The organism is Bacillus sp. BR3(2024) (assembly GCF_039134555.1).
GTDB lineage: Bacteria > Bacillota > Bacilli > Bacillales > Bacillaceae_G > Bacillus_A > Bacillus_A cereus.
In genome coordinates this window covers 3996803-4014769 of sequence record NZ_CP152433.1, presented here as the reverse complement: position 1 = coordinate 4014769, position 17967 = coordinate 3996803, and the positions used below count along the sequence as shown (strand labels likewise).

Sequence of the window (17967 nt, the reverse complement as noted above, 5' to 3'; positions counted from 1 at the left end):
AGGAAATAAAGTGTTAAAAAAACAAACAGTTTGGTTATTAACGATGTTAAGTTTAGTTGTTGTACTATCTGTGTATTACGTGACAACTCCTGACAAAATGAATACAGCATCGCCGGCAACAGGTGAAAAGATTGGACAAGAAAAACAAGGTACTGATAAAGCAGTAACAAACGAAGCGCCTAAAGAAACTCCGAAAAAAGAAAATACAAGCAAGGAAACAACAAATAAAGAAACAGACAAAAAAGAAAATGCAAAAAAAGAAACAAGTAAAAAAGAGGGCAATGTATCAGTTCAATCAAGTGATGAGAATTTCACAGCTTTACGTATGCAAATGGAAGATCAGCGTAGTGAACAAAAAGCAAAATTACAAGAAGTGATGAGTTCAACAAAAGCTTCAGCAACAGAAAAGAATAAAGCGAAAGAAAATTTTGATGCCATTACGACAATGGAAACGAAGCAAGAATTACTTGAGACAGTAATTAAATCTCAAGGAGGATATCCAGATGCTCTTGTAAGAGCTGATGGCACTGATATTAGAGTAACGGTTAAAGCGGCAAAACATTCACAGAAAGAAGCAAATAAAATTATTCAACTTGTAAGAAGTGAAGGCGGATCAAAAGATGTAGGTGTGAAATTTGATCCACCAGCGAAATAAGTGAAACTTTAATCCGTAGGGATTTCCCTGCGGATTATTATCTTTTACTAAGCAAAGGGTATGCAAATAGTAAAATAGAGTATGTAAGTAAATGTGTGAATAGAAAAAAGCTATCATTTTCGATAGCTTTTTTCTATGTCGTCTTTGTAATTATTTTTACTATGTTCAACTCGGAATGGAGAAACACGTTGTGAGTAAAAGATTAATGGTTCATGGTACTGATGATTACTTTTTCCGGATTTGACGTGGATGAAAAGAACGCATGCCCAAACGATTACGGCAGGTAAAAAGAGAATGAGCCATATCATATTTCCACACCTCAACACAATATATTTTCTACACTTTGAACATACTATTCTTATATGAAGGAATGATGAACGGCGTGTAAACAAAAAAATAATATTTGGTAAAAATACGTTATTGACTATAGGTGTGGTGAAGAGTGAGGAGGGAATGGCATGTTTGCTTTGTAACGTTTTGCAAAAGTAGTGAATGTTTTTTAAGAAGTGGTCTTGCCAATTTCATGTGAAACTTGGTATTATTACTAGGTATTAAATTTTTATTGGAATAATATTTTTACAGGAATTTCGATTTATTATAAAGAAATATAAATTGGAATGTTTAAAAAATTTATCGTAAGATGGAAATAGTAAATATTTCTATTAGTTAATGAAATATATTTTCTAATAGAGTACATCGTATTTTTACAGTCAATCTAGTTTTCGTGACGAGAATCTGTAAAAACGGGACAAACAAGAGTATGGGAGTGGATTTTACATGTTTAAAATTCAAGAAGTTCGTGAATTAATTAAATTAATTGATAGCTCTAATATTGATGAATTTGAATACAAAAAAGACGGTACAACAATCAAAATGAAAAAGCGTGGTAATGAAGTTGTTGCTGTGCAAGCACCTGCAGCAAAACAAGCTATGCAACCAGTAGCGCCTGTTGAAGTTGAAACGACAGTAGCAGCAGCGCAAGCAGAAGTGCCAAAACAAGAAGAGAAGAAGGTTGTTCAAAATGAAAACCTACATAAAATCACATCACCGATGGTAGGTACATTCTATTCTTCTTCTTCGCCTGATACACCTCCATATGTAAGTGTTGGGGATAGAGTATCGAAAGATTCTATCGTATGTATTGTCGAGGCTATGAAGTTATTTAACGAAATTGATGCTGATGTAGAGGGCGAAATTGTTGAAATTCTTGTTAATAACGGACAGCTTGTTGAATATGGACAACCGCTATTTCTTGTAAAAGCGTAATAAGGGAGTCTTTGTGATGATAAAAAAAGTATTAATAGCCAATCGTGGGGAAATTGCTGTACGAATTATTCGTGCTTGTAAAGAAATGGATATTGAAACAGTTGCAATTTATTCAGAAGCAGATAAAGAGTCACTTCACGTACAGATTGCAGACGAGGCGTATTGTGTAGGACCAACGATTTCGAAAGAAAGCTATTTAAATTTGACAAACATTATTAGCGTTGCGAAGTTAACAGGCTGCGATGCTATTCATCCGGGATACGGATTTTTAGCAGAGAATGCAGATTTCGCAGAGTTATGCCGTGAATGTAACTTGATTTTTATCGGTCCAAGTCCAGAAGCTATTTCAAAGATGGGCACAAAAGACGTTGCTCGTGATACAATGAAAGAAGCAGGGGTTCCGATTGTACCAGGTTCACAAGGGATTATTAAAAATACCGAAGAAGCGATTGAGCTTGCTAATCAAATTGGATATCCAGTTATTATTAAAGCGACTGCAGGTGGCGGTGGAAAAGGTATTCGTGTTGCACGCCATGAAGAAGAGCTTATAAAAGGAATTCAAATTACACAGCAAGAAGCTAGTACCGCTTTTGGGAACCCTGGTGTATACTTAGAAAAGTACGTTGAAGATTTCCGCCATGTTGAGATTCAAATAATGGCAGATACACACGGAAATGCCATTCATTTAGGAGAGCGTGATTGTACAATTCAGCGCCGTTTGCAAAAACTATTAGAAGAAAGTCCATCACCTGCACTTGATGAAGAGATTCGCAAGCAGATGGGTGAAGCGGCAGTTAAAGCGGCGGTAGCGGTTGATTATACAGGTGCTGGTACGGTTGAGTTTATTTATGAATATAAAACGAAAACCTTTTACTTCATGGAGATGAATACGAGAATTCAGGTTGAGCATCCGGTTACTGAAATGGTAACAGGAATGGACTTAATTAAAGAACAAATTCTTGTTGCTTCAGGAGAAAAGTTATCGTTACAGCAAGAAGAAGTACAATTTAATGGTTGGGCAATTGAATGTCGAATTAATGCGGAAAACCCTGCCAAAAAATTTATGCCATCTCCAGGTAAAGTAGAAATGTACTTACCACCAGGAGGATTTGGTATTCGCGTCGATTCAGCTGTATATCCGGGATATTCAATCCCACCTTTCTATGATTCGATGGTTGCTAAATTAATTGTTCACGGAAAAACACGTGAAGAGGCAATTGCAAAAATGAAGCGCGCACTTAGTGAATTTGTCATTGAAGGCGTACATACAACAATCCCGTTCCATTTGCAATTGCTAGATCATCCTGATTTTGTAAAAGGTGAGTTTAATACGAAATTTTTGGAAGAGCATGAACTTGTGACGCAGTGATACATTAAAGGAGGTTTTTTTCATGGCTGAACATATGTTAGATATGGGTCAAGATACAACTCTTGGTAAAGTAGAAATTGCACCAGAAGTAATTGAAGTAATTGCAGGTATTGCAGCTGCTGAAGTAGAAGGTGTAGCGGCAATGCGCGGTAATTTTGCTACAGATGTTGTTGAGAAGTTAGGTAAGAAAAATCATGGTAAAGGTGTAAAGGTTGAATTAGCAAACGAAGATATTATCGTTGACCTTTATGTTGTAATGTATTTTGGTGTAGCAATTCCAGTTGTTGCACAAAAGATTCAAGACAATATTCGCCAAGCACTCTTTACAATGACAGGACTTGAGCCAAAAGAAGTGAATGTTCACATCGTTGGCGTAACATTCGAAACACAAAAAACAGAAATCGAACCAGTGTAAGAATGAAAAGGTGCCTAGTAACATAGGCATCTTTTTTATCGTTTCATTTCTTCACAAATTACAACCCTCTAATTATTATACTATTTCAAAAAATAAGAAATAAACAAGAAAATGTGTCGTTTTTCCAAAAAACGTACATTGTGATAAGATATGGAACTTGAAGTTAATCTTTTTATTATTTTTCAGCCTTGTAACCCGTGTGTGAAACGATAAATTGTGTTATTATCATTGTATTATAAGGTTGGAAAATCAATGAAAACTGTAAGAGTAAGTGAATTGACGGCTTATAAATTATAATAATATAACAAAGTATAAGGAAAGACTTGAAGCATAAAGGAGAGTTACAATGAAACGTAGGACGGCTAGAGAAAGAGCAATGCAAGCATTATACCAAATGGATATTACAGGTGAATTAGAACCGAAAGTAGCAGTGGAAAACACGCTAGATGAAGGCGAAGAAACAAATGAGTTTCTAGAGTCACTTGTAGTAGGTTTTGTAGAAAATAAAGAAGCAATCGATGAAGCGATTCGTCAAAATTTAAAAAAGTGGAAGCTTGAGCGTATTAGTATTGTTGATCGCAGTATTTTACGTGTAGCTGTGTATGAAATGAAATACATGGAAGAAATTCCACACAACGTAACAATTAACGAAGCAATTGAAATTGCTAAAACATTTGGGGATGAGGAATCTCGTCGTTTTATTAACGGCGTTTTATCTAATATAAAAGATACACTGTAAATTCTTTAAGGGGGAATCTTAAAATGGTAGCAGTAATCATCAAAGGAAATGAAGTTGCGGAGAAAAAACGAGCACAATTAACAGAAGAAGTTGTGAAGTTGAAAGAGCAAGGTATTGTACCAGGATTAGCAGTTATTTTAGTTGGAGAAGATCCAGCATCTCGTTCTTATGTGAAAGGAAAAGAAAAAGGCTGTGAACAAGTAGGGATTTACTCAGAGCTAATTGAACTTCCTGAAACAATTACTGAGGAACGTTTGCTTGCTGAAATCGATCGCTTAAATGGCGATGACCGTATTAATGGCATATTAGTGCAATTACCTTTACCAAAACATATTGAAGAAAAAGCTATCATTGAAAGAATTTCACCAGAAAAGGATGTAGACGGATTTCACCCAATCAGCGTGGGACGTATGATGACGGGACAAGATACATTCCTTCCATGTACACCGCATGGTATTGTAGAATTAGTAAAAGAAACAAATCTTGATATTTCTGGAAAACATGTAGTAGTAATTGGAAGAAGTAATATTGTCGGTAAACCAGTGGGGCAATTGTTTTTAAATGAAAATGCCACTGTCACATATTGTCATTCTAAGACGCAAAATATGAAAGAGTTATCGAAGTTAGCTGATATTTTAATCGTAGCTGTTGGACGACCTAAAATGATAACAGCGGATTATATTAAAGAAGGGGCGGTTGTAATTGACGTTGGTGTTAACCGTTTAGAAACAGGAAAACTTTGTGGTGATGTTGACTTTGACAACGTGTTAGATGTTGCGGGTTACATTACACCTGTGCCAAAGGGTGTTGGTCCAATGACAATCACAATGCTTCTTCATAATACTGTTGAATCTGCCAAACGTGCAGGTGTCGTTTGTAAATAATTTGAGTCGGCTATGAGGAGAGAGAAATGGAGAAGCAATATTTAACCGTTACAGCGTTAACACGCTATATAAAAACAAAAATAGAATATGATCCGCATTTGCAGTCTGTTTGGTTAAAAGGTGAAATTTCCAACTTTAAAAATCATAGCCGTGGCCACATGTATTTTACATTGAAAGATGAAAATGCAAGAATCGCAGCGGTTATGTTTGCGGGCCATAATCGTAATATTAAATTCAAACCTGAAAATGGGATGAAGGTACTCGTGAAAGGAAAAATCTCTGTTTACGAGGCGAGTGGTTCTTATCAAATTTATATTCAAGACATGCAGCCTGACGGAGTCGGAAATTTACATTTAGCGTACGAACAGTTAAAAGTTCGTTTAGAAGAGGAAGGACTTTTTTCTCAAGTTTATAAAAAAGCGATTCCTCCTTACGCTAAAACAATAGGTGTGATTACGTCGCCAACAGGAGCAGCGATTCGTGATATTATAACAACGATTAAACGTCGTTATCCAATTGGGAATGTTATTGTATTTCCGGTACTTGTACAAGGGGAGTCAGCGGCTCCCTCGATTGTACAAGCGATTCGTACAGCGAATGAAATGGGAGAGATAGATGTACTAATCGTTGGTCGTGGTGGAGGTTCTATTGAGGAATTATGGGCTTTCAATGAGGAAATGGTTGCAAGAGCAATCTTTAAGAGTGAAATTCCTATTATTTCGGCAGTAGGCCATGAAACAGATTTTACAATTGCAGATTTTGTTGCAGATTTACGCGCGCCAACACCGACCGCAGCAGCTGAGCTGGCAGCACCTAATATTATAGAGTTACAAGAAAAGGTATTACAAAGAACTCTGAGATTGCAAAGAGCGATGAGAGAGTTAGTACATAAAAAAGAAGAAAAACTACAAGTGTTGCAAAAATCGTATGCGTTCCGTTATCCAAGACAAGTATATGAGCAAAAGGAAGAGCAATTAGATAGAGCGCTAGAACAGCTTGTTTTAGCGAAAGAGCGCTATATTGATAAAAAGGTGAATCAGTTAAAGCAACTTTCATTTTATTTAGAGAAGCACCACCCATCTCAAAAAATTATGCAAACGAAGGTAGCTGTGGAAACGTTGCAAAAGCAATTACAACGTGAAATGCAAACGTTACTTCAAACGAAAGAATTTGCCTTTGTAAGAGCTGCTCAAAAACTTGAAGCATTAAGTCCGCTTAAAGTAATGATGAGAGGGTACGGGCTTGTATATGATGAAGAGAAGCAAGTGTTAAAAAGTGTGAAAGATGTAAGCCTTGGAGATGCTGTTTCAGTTCAATTACAAGATGGAATACTAGATTGTAGCGTATCAGGCATAGAGGAGCGTGAATTGAATAATGGAAAATAAATTAAGCTTTGAAGAGGCAATTTCGCAACTTGAGCATCTTGTTTCTAAGCTAGAACAAGGTGACGTACCTTTAGAAGAAGCGATTTCTTATTTTAAAGAAGGTATGGAATTATCTAAGCTTTGTGATGAGAAGCTGAAGAATGTACAAGAACAAATGGCAGTTATTCTTGGGGAAGATGGAGAGCTTGAACCGTTTACTGCTTTAGGAGATGAAGCATAGTGACGATTGCTTTTGATACTTTTTTGAAAGAAAGTAAAACTTTCGTAGAAGAAAAACTTGTAAGCTATGCAAATGGATTACAATGTCCAAATGTACTTCGTGAAGCGATGGCATATTCTTTGGAAGCGGGTGGAAAACGTCTCCGCCCGTTACTTTTGTTTGCAACATTACAAGCGTTTGGGAAAGAAAGAAATCTTGGAGTAGGTGCAGCTTGTGCTCTTGAAATGATTCATACATATTCGTTAGTTCATGATGATTTACCTTGTATGGATGATGATGATTTAAGAAGAGGAAAGCCCACAAATCACAAAGTATTTGGTGAAGCGATGGCAGTTTTAGCAGGAGATGGCTTATTGACATATGCTTTTCAAGTTATTATGGCATATGAGCAAAAAGAAATTTCTGCTGAAAAAAAAGTAAGACTTGTACTTGAACTCGCAAAAGCAGCAGGACCAGAAGGAATGGTTGGCGGACAAGTGGCAGATATGGAAGCGGAAGGGAAACGCCTTACGATTGATGAATTGGAGTACATCCATAAACATAAGACCGGAAAACTACTTGAATTTGCTGTACTTGCGGGTGCGATACTTTCTGATGCGACAGAAGAGCAAGAAGAAAAGTTGCTTACGTTTGCCAAATATATCGGTCTAGCTTTCCAAATTCGAGATGATATTTTAGATGTGGAAGGAACTGAAGAAGAGATTGGAAAACCGATTGGTAGCGATCTTTCTAATGAAAAGAGCACATATACGACGTTGTTTACTGTAGATAGAGCAAAGGAGATTTTAGAAGAAACAATTGCAGAAGCAAAAGGTGCGATTAGCTCCTTGCAATTACAAGATGAATATTTACTATCTATTTGCGATTTGATTGCAAAACGTAATAACTAATATAACAGCGTTTTCATTTGTTGAGTCATTCATCATTTTATGATATAAATGTAGGAAAAGGTTTTTCTTTTCTTGTTATTGGCAAAAATATATGTAGATTACATTGCCGTTATCACTTCGTGTTAGCGGCTATTTTTTTCATCGCCTAAAGAAATATGGTTTATAATAGGATTAAGGCGCAATAGACTGGTTAATAGCGGGACAAGACGAAAAATAGAAAAGAGAATTTCTTGTTTTGTGTAAATGTTTTTTATAATATTTGACATGTTGACAGATTATGAAATGAAAGTGAGTGATCCGTGTGGATCTAACGCAAATTCAAAACCCTAGTTTTTTGAAAGATATGTCTATCAGTGAACTAGAGGGATTGAGTGAGGATATTCGTAAGTTTTTAATTGAAGAGCTCTCTCAAACAGGTGGACATATTGCACCTAATTTAGGTGTAGTAGAACTCACAATTGCTCTGCATAAATTATTTGATAGCCCGCAAGATAAATTTTTATGGGATGTAGGACATCAATCCTATGTACATAAAATTTTAACTGGACGCGCGAAAGAGTTTGGTACATTAAGGCAATATCAAGGTCTATGTGGTTTCCCGAAACGTTGTGAGAGTGAGCACGATGTATGGGAAACTGGTCATAGCTCGACTTCGTTATCGGCTGCAATGGGAATGGCTCTGGCACGTGATTTAAAGAAAACGAAAGAATATGTTATACCAATTATTGGAGATGGTGCTTTAACAGGCGGAATGGCTTTAGAGGCATTGAACCATATTGGACATGAAAAAACAGACATGATTGTTATTTTGAATGATAATGAAATGTCAATTGCACCAAACGTTGGTGCGCTTCATAATGTGCTCGGTCGTTTACGTACCGCAGGAAAATATCACTGGGTAAAAGATGAATTAGAGTATATATTAAAGAAAATCCCAGCAGTTGGCGGGAAAGTGGCTGCGACAGCAGAGAAAATAAAAGATAGTCTTAAATATTTACTAGTATCTGGTGTCTTTTTCGAAGAGTTAGGCTTTACATATTTAGGTCCAGTCGATGGGCATGATTATGAAAAGTTATTCGAAACGTTGCAATATGCAAAGAAAACAAAAGGCCCAGTACTCGTTCACGTTATTACGAAAAAAGGAAAAGGTTATAAACCGGCTGAGAGTGACGTTATTGGAACTTGGCATGGAACAGGACCTTATAAAATTGAATCAGGTGACTTCGTTAAGCCGAAAGAAGTTGCACCAGCATGGAGTGCTGTCGTTAGTGAAACAGTACTTAAGCTAGCGAGAGCAGATGAGCGTATCGTAGCAATTACACCTGCAATGCCTGTTGGATCAAAACTTGAGAAATTCCAAAAAGAATTCCCAGATCGTATGATTGATGTAGGTATTGCAGAACAGCATGCTACAACAATGGCAGCAGGTATGGCAACGCAAGGAATGAAGCCATTCTTAGCGATTTATTCAACATTTTTACAAAGAGCATATGACCAAGTTGTTCATGATATATGCCGCCAAAATTTAAATGTTTTCATCGGAATAGATCGTTCGGGATTAGTAGGAGCAGATGGTGAAACGCATCAAGGCGTATTTGATATCTCATTCTTACGTCACTTGCCGAATATGGTGCTTATGATGCCGAAAGATGAAAATGAAGGGCAACATTTAGTTTATACCGCGATGCAATATGAAGATGGACCAATCGCATTGCGTTATGCGCGCGGTAATGGACTTGGCGTTCATATGGATGAAGAATTAAAGGCGATTCCAATCGGTACGTGGGAGACGTTAAAAGAGGGTACACAAGCAGCTATTTTAACGTTTGGTACGACAATACCAATGGCAATGGAAGCAGCTGAGCGTCTTGAAAAAGCTGGGGTTTCAGTGAAAGTAGTGAATGCTCGCTTTATTAAACCAATGGATGAAGCATATTTACATGATCTTCTAGGAAAGAATATACCGATTTTAACGATTGAAGAAGCTTGTTTAATCGGTGGTTTTGGAACAGGAGTAGTTGAATTTGCATCTGAAAATGGTTACCATAGTGCATTAGTTGAACGAATGGGTATTCCAGATCGCTTCATAGAGCACGGAAGTGTAACAAAATTATTAGAAGAAATTGGTTTAACGACAGATGCTGTTGTAGACCGTATTCATACAATGATTCCATCAAAACAAAAAAGGGCGTAACAAATGAGCGTAAAAAAAGAAAGAGTAGATGTACTATTAGTAGAGCGAGGACTTATAGAAACGCGTGAGAAAGCAAAGCGCGCCATTATGGCCGGACTCGTATATGCGAATGAGATGAGACTTGATAAGCCAGGAGAGAAAATTTCGCAAGATACTGAGATTACGGTGAAGGGACAAGTTATGCCGTATGTAAGTCGTGGTGGTTATAAACTTGAAAAGGCATTAGAGACATTTCATCTTGATTTACAAGATAAAGTTATGATAGATATTGGTTCATCAACTGGTGGCTTTACAGATTGCGCGCTTCAAAATGGAGCGAAATTATCTTATGCATTAGATGTAGGATACAATCAACTAGCGTGGAAATTACGTCAAGATGAGCGTGTTGTTGTAATGGAACGAACAAACTTCCGTTACGTGACACCAGCAGACTTAGAACGTGGTTTACCTCAATTTGCAAGTATTGATGTTTCATTTATATCATTAAAGCTTATACTGCCAGTTTTAAAAACAATGCTTATGCCTAACGGAGATGTAGCAGCGTTAATTAAACCGCAGTTTGAAGCTGGAAGAGAGCAAGTTGGGAAAAAAGGTATCGTTCGCGATAGAAAAGTACATGAAGCTGTTGTAGAAATGATTGTCGAGTTTGCTTTAAAAGAAGGCTATGATGTGGAAGGTTTAACATTCTCACCAATTACGGGTGGGGATGGTAATATTGAATTTTTAATTCATCTGAAATGGCATGGTGAACGTGAGAATGGCGAAAATCATTCTCCGATTTCTATAGAGCAAGTTGTTACAGAAGCGCATGAAGTTCTAAAACAAAAAGGGAAAGGGGAATAACATATGTTGTTCCTCTTTTTGCTGTAATTGTATAATGATTGTAAAAACAATTGTGTACAAGAAACGAATTATAAGTTAACATAAATAAGTGAAGTATACCAATGTTTAAACTATGGTAAGAGATAGTGTGAGGTGCAAATGTATGAATAAAGGTCAGCGCCATATTAAAATCAGGGAAATTATTGCAAACAAAGAAATTGAAACACAAGATGAATTAGTTGATATTTTACGTAATGAGGGATTTAATGTAACGCAAGCAACAGTATCGCGCGATATTAAAGAACTGCACTTAGTGAAGGTGCCATTACATGATGGGCGCTATAAATATAGCTTGCCAGCAGATCAACGATTTAACCCGTTACAAAAATTAAAACGAAATCTAGTGGATTCATTTGTAAAATTAGACACGGCAGGACATATGCTTGTGCTAAAAACATTGCCTGGTAACGCTCATTCACTTGGAGCACTTATTGATCATTTAGAGTGGGATGAGATCATCGGAACCATCTGTGGTGATGATACTTGCTTAATTATTTGCCGTACACCTGACGATACAGGTGTTGTCTCTGATCGTTTCTTAAATATGTTGTAACAAAAAATCTTGTTTGCTTTCCATCGTAAAGTGGAAAGTGAACAAGATATTTTTATTGGTTAAAAATATGAATTTTCAATTGTAATATAATATTTTGTTTGCATAAAGTTAGAAAATAGATGGATTGACCCGTAAAACAAATGTTTGGTACAATGAAGCGGGTTAGAAGAGTATATACATACAAATATATAGCATGATTATTTGAATGAAGAACTGAGAAAATCCTTTAGTAAGGGATTATTTTATAACGAGGTGAATGGGGCATTGTTATCGGAATTATCGATTAGAAACTTTGCTATTATTGAAGCATTAAATATTTCTTTTCAAAAAGGTTTAACGGTTTTAAGCGGTGAAACAGGGGCCGGAAAATCGATTATTATTGATGCAATTAGTTTACTTGTAGGTGGCCGTGGGTCAGCAGAATTTGTTCGATATGGAACAGAGAAGGCTGAGATTGAAGGGCTATTTTATGTTGAAGATGAGAAGCATCCATGTATTGAAAAGGCAGAAGAGTTAGATATAGAAATAGAAGATGGCATGATTATTTTAAAGCGTGATATTGCTGCGAACGGGAAGAGTGTATGTCGTGTAAATGGGAAGCTTGTTACACTTAGCATATTAAAAGAAATTGGGAAAACACTTGTTGATATTCATGGACAGCACGAAACGCAAGATTTAATGAATGAAGAACGACATCTGTTTATGCTTGATCACTTTGATGGGGATCGAATCGTTAAACAATTAGACATATATCAAAACGTATACGCTGACTATGAAAAATTAAAAAAACAATTGAAATCGTTAAGTGAAAATGAGCAACAAATGGCACATCGCTTAGATTTAATTCAATTTCAGCATGAAGAAATTCGCAAGGCGGATTTAAAGATGGATGAAGAAAATGAATTAACTGAGGAACGATTGCAAATTTCTAATTTTGAAAAGATTTATAAAGCGTTAGGTGATGCATATCGTTCGTTAAGTGCCGACGGACAAGGGTTAGATAATGTAAGAAGTGCAATGGGGCAAATGGAAAGTATTACACATTTAGATGAAGTGTATCAGGAGAATCATGATTCAATTGCAAATAGCTATTACTTATTAGAAGAGGTTGCCTATCAACTGAGAGAAAAGCTCGATATGATGGAATATGATCCAAATCGTTTAGATGAAATCGAAACACGTTTGAATGAAATTCGTATGCTAAAGAGAAAATATGGAAATACTGTAGAAGAGATTTTAGCGTATGCTGATAAAATTGAACAGGAAATTTTTACGATTGAAAATAAAGACGTTCATATTGAAACGACGAAGAAACAGTTGAAGGAATTAGAAAGTGTTATTCTGAAAGAAGCAACGTTGTTAAGTAATATGCGTCATGAGCTTGCAGAACACCTTACAAATGCAATTCATCAGGAATTAAAAGAATTATATATGGAAAAAACGAAATTTGAAGTGAGAATTATGAAGAGAGAAGGAAATGTAGAAGAGCCCCTTGTGGAAGGTGCGCCGGTAAGACTTACGGCGGATGGTTACGATCATGTGGAATTTTATATTTCAACGAACCCAGGAGAGCCGCTAAAACCACTTTCAAAGGTTGCATCTGGCGGAGAGTTATCTCGTATCATTTTAGCTTTAAAAAGCATTTTTTCTAAGCATCAAGGGGTTGCATCTGTTATTTTTGATGAAGTGGATACGGGTGTAAGTGGCCGGGTCGCACAGGCTATTGCGGAAAAAATTTATCGAGTATCAGTAAACTCGCAAGTACTTTGTATTACGCACTTACCTCAAGTAGCTTCAATGGCAGATTCACATTTATTTATTCGAAAACAAGTAGCGAATGATCGGACAATTACATCGGTTACTGTTTTAACTATGGAGGATAAAGTAACAGAAATAGCTCGAATGATTTCTGGTGTGGAAATCACAGATTTAACGACAGAGCATGCGAAAGAATTACTTACGCAAGCGCATCATTTTAAACAGACAGCAGAGGCTATCCAGTAATGGATAGCTTTTTTTCTCAAATGACGATTTCTTAATTCTTCCGGTTATAAATAAAGCACTGCAAGGAGAGATTAAAAAGTGAAGCCAAGAGGCTGAATGTGGGGTAGGAGCGAGGAGAGTGAACAAGTTGAAATTAGAAAAATTTCGAAAAATAATAGGTCTTTGTCTCCTTGTTTCTTTAGTTTTTATTGGATGTTTTAAACCGCTTCGAACGTTTATTTCATCACCGAAACAACTTGTTGTTTTTGAAGGACAACAATCAGAAATATCATCATTACCAGTTTTCAAAGCTTCATCCACAAATCGTCATGTATTTACAGTGAGTTCGAATGAACAAAAACAAGGACTTATGGTAAATTCTCATCAAAATGGTGAAGCTGATATGGTATTTCAGCTTGCTGGTTTTCCAGTAAAAAAAGTAAATGTGAAAGTGTTAAAAGATTTTAAAGTGATTCCAGGTGGACAATCAATTGGTGTGAAATTAAATACAAAAGGTGTACTTGTTGTAGGCCATCATTTAATTCAAACTGAAAAAGGTAAAATATCTCCTGGTGAAACAGCAGGTGTACAAATTGGAGATATGATTACTGAAATTAATGGTAAAACAATTGAAAGAATGAGTGATGTAGCACCGTTTATTCATAATAGTGGAGAAACAGGTGAACCGCTTAATCTTGTATTGTTAAGAGATGGAAAATATATTCGTACGAAGCTAACTCCACAAAAAGACAACGGTGAATCGTCTTATCGAATTGGCTTGTATATCCGTGATTCGGCAGCTGGAATTGGAACGATGACATTTGTTCATCCAGATTCTATGAAATATGGGGCACTTGGTCATGTTATTTCTGATAATGATACGAAAAAGCCGATTCAAGTCGAAGATGGACAAATTATGCGCTCGACAGTTACATCAATTGAAAGAGGTAGTCATGGGAATCCAGGGGAGAAATTAGCAAGATTCTCACCAGACCGTGAAGTGATTGGCAATATTACAATTAATAGTCCATATGGTATTTTTGGAAAATTAAATACGAATATGAAAAACGGTATAATGGATAAAGCAATGCCTATCGCATTATCTCATCAAGTAAAAGAAGGACCGGCAAAAATATTAACAGTTATTGATCAAGATAAAGTAGAAGCGTTTGATATTGAAGTCGTTAGTACAGTGCAGCAAAAATTCCCAGCCACAAAGGGTATGGTAATAAAAGTAACAGATAAACGTCTATTAGCGAAAACGGGCGGTATCGTACAAGGAATGAGCGGAAGTCCAATTGTACAAAATGGAAAAGTAATTGGTGCTGTTACACATGTATTTGTAAATGATCCAACATCAGGATATGGTGTTCATATTGAATGGATGTTACATCAAGCTGGAATTAATATTTATGATCAAGAGAAAAAAGCGAGCTAATATATATTATTAGCTCGCTTTTTCTGTTGAAAAATTCGTTGAAATTTTGTAAAAGCTCCGCAAGAGGTGTTTTTTGTTGTAAAATAAAAGGAAAGGGTTGAACGTTTCGTTGTATTTCTATGATGGAATGTGTTGCGAAAGGGAATAAATGAACGATAAACATATTTTTTTGTGATTTTATCGGAAAGTAAGAAACTTTAAAAGGGAATTTTCACACAATTGTCGAACAATTCATGTAGCCTAGAAGGATACACATGTCGGAGAATCGATTCGGTAAGGGAGGAAAAGCTGTGGAGAAAATTAAAGTATGTCTTGTGGATGATAATAAAGAACTAGTATCAATGTTAGAGAGCTATGTAGCCGCTCAAGATGATATGGAAGTAATCGGTACTGCTTATAATGGTCAAGAGTGTTTAAACTTATTAACAGATAAGCAACCTGATGTACTCGTTTTAGACATTATTATGCCACACTTAGATGGTTTAGCTGTATTGGAGAAAATGCGACATATTGAAAGGTTAAAACAGCCTAGCGTAATTATGTTGACAGCATTTGGCCAAGAAGATGTGACGAAAAAAGCAGTTGACTTAGGTGCCTCATATTTCATATTAAAACCATTTGATATGGAGAATTTAACGAGTCATATTCGTCAAGTGAGTGGTAAAGCAAATGCTATGATTAAACGTCCACTACCATCATTCCGATCAGCAACAACAGTAGATGGAAAACCGAAAAACTTAGATGCGAGTATTACGAGTATCATTCATGAAATTGGTGTACCCGCTCATATTAAAGGATATATGTATTTACGAGAAGCAATCTCCATGGTATACAACGATATCGAATTATTAGGATCGATTACGAAAGTATTGTATCCAGATATCGCAAAGAAATATAATACAACAGCAAGCCGTGTGGAGCGCGCAATTCGTCACGCGATTGAAGTAGCTTGGAGCCGTGGGAATATTGATTCTATTTCGTCCTTATTCGGTTATACAGTATCCATGTCAAAAGCAAAACCTACGAACTCTGAGTTTATCGCAATGGTTGCGGATAAGCTGAGACTTGAACATAAAGCTAGCTGAGAGTAGAAGTAGCAATGGGTTTTCGTTTTAGTAAAACCGATGTATGCTGGAACGCTATGCTCGATGTTAATTTTAAAGCCAATAAACTTTTTAATGAAAGACCAATGAATGTTATAATTCGTTGGTCTTTTTATTTTGTTGAGAAAAAGAGATTATTTGATAGTGTGGAAAATAAATCCTATTTTCAGTAATATTACATGTAAGTGAGTTTTTTATAAGGCAATAAAATAGATATAGATAGGGAGAAGGGGAATGGAAAATAAAATTTCAACTTGGCTAGGAATAGTAGCAGCTATGGGAGTTCCTGCTATTGCAGTTACATTTGGAATGTTAGAACTTGCAGATAATCCAGTAGATAAAGAAGTGAGCGCTCAAATAGATAAAAAGAAGACCAAACAATAGTAGGTAGAGAGGTGGATGGGGTCTTTGTTGATGTGTATGTTACTGAAAATTCTACTGAAAGCGAAGTCATTACAGCGATGCATCGCATGACTCATCAAAAAGTGGTGGCAGAACGAAAATCGGGCTCTATCCCAATGATTCAAAGTAATGCTAAAAAATTAAAAGAAATTATAAATAAGAGTAGCTTTACGAAGAAAAATGAACTTTTAGCAATTGCTGATAGATGGGCGAAAAAAGATTTTAGTAAAATTGTAGAAGGTCACAATTATTTCTCGGATGCTCAAGAAGATAGCGTTTGTAAAGTAACTAGAGCAATGGATGCGTTAGAAGAGCAACATTATATTTTAACTACATTCGGGGAGGAAAAAGCGAAAGAACTATACGAATCAGGGGATGCTCCGCACGTTCAATAAAAAATAATATAAAGGACTTCTCTAGTTTTTTTATTATCGTGTTTTAAGGACGTAATGGGACTTATAAATAAACGGTCTGCTTTCTTTATGACGTGTAACAAAAAAAGAAAAGATGTGATTCATTATTAAATGATGAAGGAACGGCTAAATCACATCGTAGTACATCTGTTAAAGGATTTTAGTAGGAAAGGCATCCGTGATATAATAGAAAATAATAAAAAGTCCTGCAAAACAGGACTGTATTATTCTTCGTCTTTATTTTGTTTTTCTAATTCAACTAGCTTTTGAATTAAAATGTGCTGCGGCATATGCATGAGCTGTTCAAGTGGAACACCTAGTGCTTTTGATAAGCGGACTGCAGTATCTGGAGAGATTTGTAATGGTCTCATAGAAGTACCTCCTTTTTCGTATAGTATAGCATAAGATTGGGGGAGTGAGGATGACTCTTATATTTGCACATCGTGGTGCGGCTGGAACGTACCCAGAAAATACAATGATTTCATTTGAAGCGGCTGAGTCTTTTAGAGTGGATGGAATTGAACTTGATGTTCAATTAACGAAAGATGGAAAAGTTGTCGTCATTCATGATGAAACGGTGGACCGGACAACAAATGGAAAAGGTGCGGTTCGGAATTATGTATATGAGGACTTATGCAAGTTAGATGCAAGTTATAAATTTGGTGATAAAGTAGGTTTTTGTAAAATACCACTTTTAGAAGAGGTATTAGAATGGCTTGCACAAACGAGTTTGCTACTTAATATTGAACTTAAAAATAATAAAATTCCATACAGAGGTTTAGAGGAAGAAGTTATAACGCTTGTACGGAAATTTAGTCTAGAGGATCGTGTTATATTTTCTTCGTTTAATCACTACAGTATGAAACGGTGCCATATGATGGCTCCTGATATTCAAACAGCAATTTTATATCGCGAAGGTTTGCATAGTCCGTGGGCATACGCGAAAAAAATGGGGGCTACAGCAGTACATCCGAATTATCGTTACCTTCAAGATGCTATTGCCGAACTAACGATGGAAAGTGGTGTAGAGGTTCGCCCTTATACAATTAATGAAGAAACGCTTATGCGTAAATATTTTGATATGAATATATCGGCGATTATTACTGATTACCCTGAAACGGCCAGAACGTTAATGCCAATAAAAAAATGAGACCGCGTGTAACGGTCTCATTTTTT

General features: G+C 36.2%; 18 protein-coding genes and 1 pseudogene. 17 read left to right on the top strand and 2 right to left on the bottom strand.

The features are described from left to right. Window positions 1-10: 10 nt before the first annotated feature. Window positions 11-655: a SpoIIIAH-like family protein gene (locus V7S45_RS20540; protein ID WP_000914710.1), complete on the top strand. Its 645-nt coding sequence runs from the start codon at window positions 11-13 to the stop codon at window positions 653-655. Between the two features lie 113 nt (window positions 656-768). On the opposite strand, the gene V7S45_RS20535 is transcribed toward V7S45_RS20540, so the two are convergent. Next, window positions 769-963: a hypothetical protein gene (locus tag V7S45_RS20535; protein WP_002179810.1), complete on the bottom strand. Its 195-nt coding sequence runs from the start codon at window positions 961-963 to the stop codon at window positions 769-771. Between the two features lie 469 nt (window positions 964-1432). Here V7S45_RS20535 and accB point away from each other — a divergent pair, with 469 nt between their 5' ends. The 15 genes and pseudogenes from accB (at window position 1433) to V7S45_RS20460 (ending at window position 16773) form a co-directional block, all read left to right on the top strand. Continuing rightward, window positions 1433-1921, top strand: a complete 489-nt coding sequence (accB, locus tag V7S45_RS20530; RefSeq protein ID WP_000472866.1) for an acetyl-CoA carboxylase biotin carboxyl carrier protein — start codon at window positions 1433-1435, stop codon at window positions 1919-1921. Between the two features lie 16 nt (window positions 1922-1937). Next, complete coding sequence (accC, locus tag V7S45_RS20525; RefSeq protein ID WP_000592871.1) at window positions 1938-3290, top strand: acetyl-CoA carboxylase biotin carboxylase subunit; 1353 nt, start codon at window positions 1938-1940, stop codon at window positions 3288-3290. Window positions 3291-3312: 22 nt separating this feature from the next. Then, complete coding sequence (locus V7S45_RS20520; RefSeq protein ID WP_000807630.1) at window positions 3313-3705, top strand: Asp23/Gls24 family envelope stress response protein; 393 nt, start codon at window positions 3313-3315, stop codon at window positions 3703-3705. Window positions 3706-4051: 346 nt separating this feature from the next. Then, window positions 4052-4444 carry a N utilization substance protein NusB gene (gene nusB / locus V7S45_RS20515; RefSeq protein WP_000830247.1) on the top strand — a complete coding sequence of 131 codons (393 nt, stop codon included), beginning with the start codon at window positions 4052-4054 and terminating at the stop codon, window positions 4442-4444. A gap of 23 nt (window positions 4445-4467) precedes the next feature. Next, a complete protein-coding gene (folD, locus tag V7S45_RS20510; protein WP_000226732.1) occupies window positions 4468-5328 on the top strand; it encodes a bifunctional methylenetetrahydrofolate dehydrogenase/methenyltetrahydrofolate cyclohydrolase FolD in 861 nt (286 codons plus the stop codon). Between the two features lie 26 nt (window positions 5329-5354). Beyond that, complete coding sequence (xseA, locus tag V7S45_RS20505) at window positions 5355-6713, top strand: exodeoxyribonuclease VII large subunit (protein ID WP_000415249.1); 1359 nt, start codon at window positions 5355-5357, stop codon at window positions 6711-6713. Next, window positions 6703-6933 (top strand): exodeoxyribonuclease VII small subunit, encoded by a 231-nt coding sequence (xseB, locus tag V7S45_RS20500; protein WP_000428423.1) that lies wholly within the window; start codon window positions 6703-6705, stop codon window positions 6931-6933. The genes xseA and xseB overlap by 11 nt, the downstream gene beginning before the upstream one ends. Continuing rightward, window positions 6933-7823 carry a (2E,6E)-farnesyl diphosphate synthase gene (gene ispA, locus V7S45_RS20495; RefSeq protein WP_000150381.1) on the top strand — a complete coding sequence of 297 codons (891 nt, stop codon included), beginning with the start codon at window positions 6933-6935 and terminating at the stop codon, window positions 7821-7823. Before xseB ends, ispA begins: the two co-directional genes overlap by 1 nt. Window positions 7824-8124: 301 nt before the next feature. Beyond that, a complete protein-coding gene (dxs, locus tag V7S45_RS20490; protein WP_000366452.1) occupies window positions 8125-10017 on the top strand; it encodes a 1-deoxy-D-xylulose-5-phosphate synthase in 1893 nt (630 codons plus the stop codon). 3 nt (window positions 10018-10020) lie between these two features. After that, window positions 10021-10860, top strand: a complete 840-nt coding sequence (locus tag V7S45_RS20485; protein ID WP_000111875.1) for a TlyA family rRNA (cytidine-2'-O)-methyltransferase — start codon at window positions 10021-10023, stop codon at window positions 10858-10860. A 142-nt stretch (window positions 10861-11002) separates the two neighbouring features. Then, window positions 11003-11452: an arginine repressor ArgR gene (gene argR, locus V7S45_RS20480; protein ID WP_001032580.1), complete on the top strand. Its 450-nt coding sequence runs from the start codon at window positions 11003-11005 to the stop codon at window positions 11450-11452. A 264-nt stretch (window positions 11453-11716) separates the two neighbouring features. Continuing rightward, window positions 11717-13456: a DNA repair protein RecN gene (gene recN, locus V7S45_RS20475; protein ID WP_000947768.1), complete on the top strand. Its 1740-nt coding sequence runs from the start codon at window positions 11717-11719 to the stop codon at window positions 13454-13456. Between the two features lie 118 nt (window positions 13457-13574). After that, complete coding sequence (spoIVB, locus tag V7S45_RS20470; RefSeq protein ID WP_002000940.1) at window positions 13575-14873, top strand: SpoIVB peptidase; 1299 nt, start codon at window positions 13575-13577, stop codon at window positions 14871-14873. Between the two features lie 290 nt (window positions 14874-15163). Then, window positions 15164-15958: a sporulation transcription factor Spo0A gene (spo0A, locus tag V7S45_RS20465; RefSeq protein WP_011110369.1), complete on the top strand. Its 795-nt coding sequence runs from the start codon at window positions 15164-15166 to the stop codon at window positions 15956-15958. A 252-nt stretch (window positions 15959-16210) separates the two neighbouring features. After that, window positions 16211-16773, top strand: a pseudogene (locus V7S45_RS20460) (PRK06770 family protein). Window positions 16774-17015: 242 nt separating this feature from the next. On the opposite strand, the gene V7S45_RS20455 reads toward V7S45_RS20460, so the two are convergent. Further along, a complete protein-coding gene (locus V7S45_RS20455) occupies window positions 17016-17162 on the bottom strand; it encodes a YycC family protein (RefSeq protein ID WP_001247671.1) in 147 nt (48 codons plus the stop codon). A gap of 50 nt (window positions 17163-17212) precedes the next feature. Here V7S45_RS20455 and V7S45_RS20450 point away from each other — a divergent pair, with 50 nt between their 5' ends. Continuing rightward, window positions 17213-17941 carry a glycerophosphodiester phosphodiesterase gene (locus V7S45_RS20450; RefSeq protein ID WP_089607623.1) on the top strand — a complete coding sequence of 243 codons (729 nt, stop codon included), beginning with the start codon at window positions 17213-17215 and terminating at the stop codon, window positions 17939-17941. Window positions 17942-17967: the final 26 nt, after the last annotated feature.

Bases quoted from the DNA above. Each gene is read 5' to 3' on its own strand.
- V7S45_RS20520 (WP_000807630.1), top strand. From the start codon at position 3,313: ATGGCTGAACATATGTTAGATATGGGTCAAGATACAACTCTTGGTAAA.
- accB (WP_000472866.1), top strand. From the start codon at position 1,433: ATGTTTAAAATTCAAGAAGTTCGTGAATTAATTAAATTAATTGATAGC.
- V7S45_RS20535 (WP_002179810.1), bottom strand. From the start codon at position 963: ATGATATGGCTCATTCTCTTTTTACCTGCCGTAATCGTTTGGGCATGC.
- V7S45_RS20450 (WP_089607623.1), top strand. From the start codon at position 17,213: ATGACTCTTATATTTGCACATCGTGGTGCGGCTGGAACGTACCCAGAA.
- V7S45_RS20485 (WP_000111875.1), top strand. From the start codon at position 10,021: ATGAGCGTAAAAAAAGAAAGAGTAGATGTACTATTAGTAGAGCGAGGA.
- xseA (WP_000415249.1), top strand. From the start codon at position 5,355: ATGGAGAAGCAATATTTAACCGTTACAGCGTTAACACGCTATATAAAA.
- V7S45_RS20455 (WP_001247671.1), bottom strand. From the start codon at position 17,162: ATGAGACCATTACAAATCTCTCCAGATACTGCAGTCCGCTTATCAAAA.
- accC (WP_000592871.1), top strand. From the start codon at position 1,938: ATGATAAAAAAAGTATTAATAGCCAATCGTGGGGAAATTGCTGTACGA.
- argR (WP_001032580.1), top strand. From the start codon at position 11,003: ATGAATAAAGGTCAGCGCCATATTAAAATCAGGGAAATTATTGCAAAC.
- xseB (WP_000428423.1), top strand. From the start codon at position 6,703: ATGGAAAATAAATTAAGCTTTGAAGAGGCAATTTCGCAACTTGAGCAT.
- nusB (WP_000830247.1), top strand. From the start codon at position 4,052: ATGAAACGTAGGACGGCTAGAGAAAGAGCAATGCAAGCATTATACCAA.
- folD (WP_000226732.1), top strand. From the start codon at position 4,468: ATGGTAGCAGTAATCATCAAAGGAAATGAAGTTGCGGAGAAAAAACGA.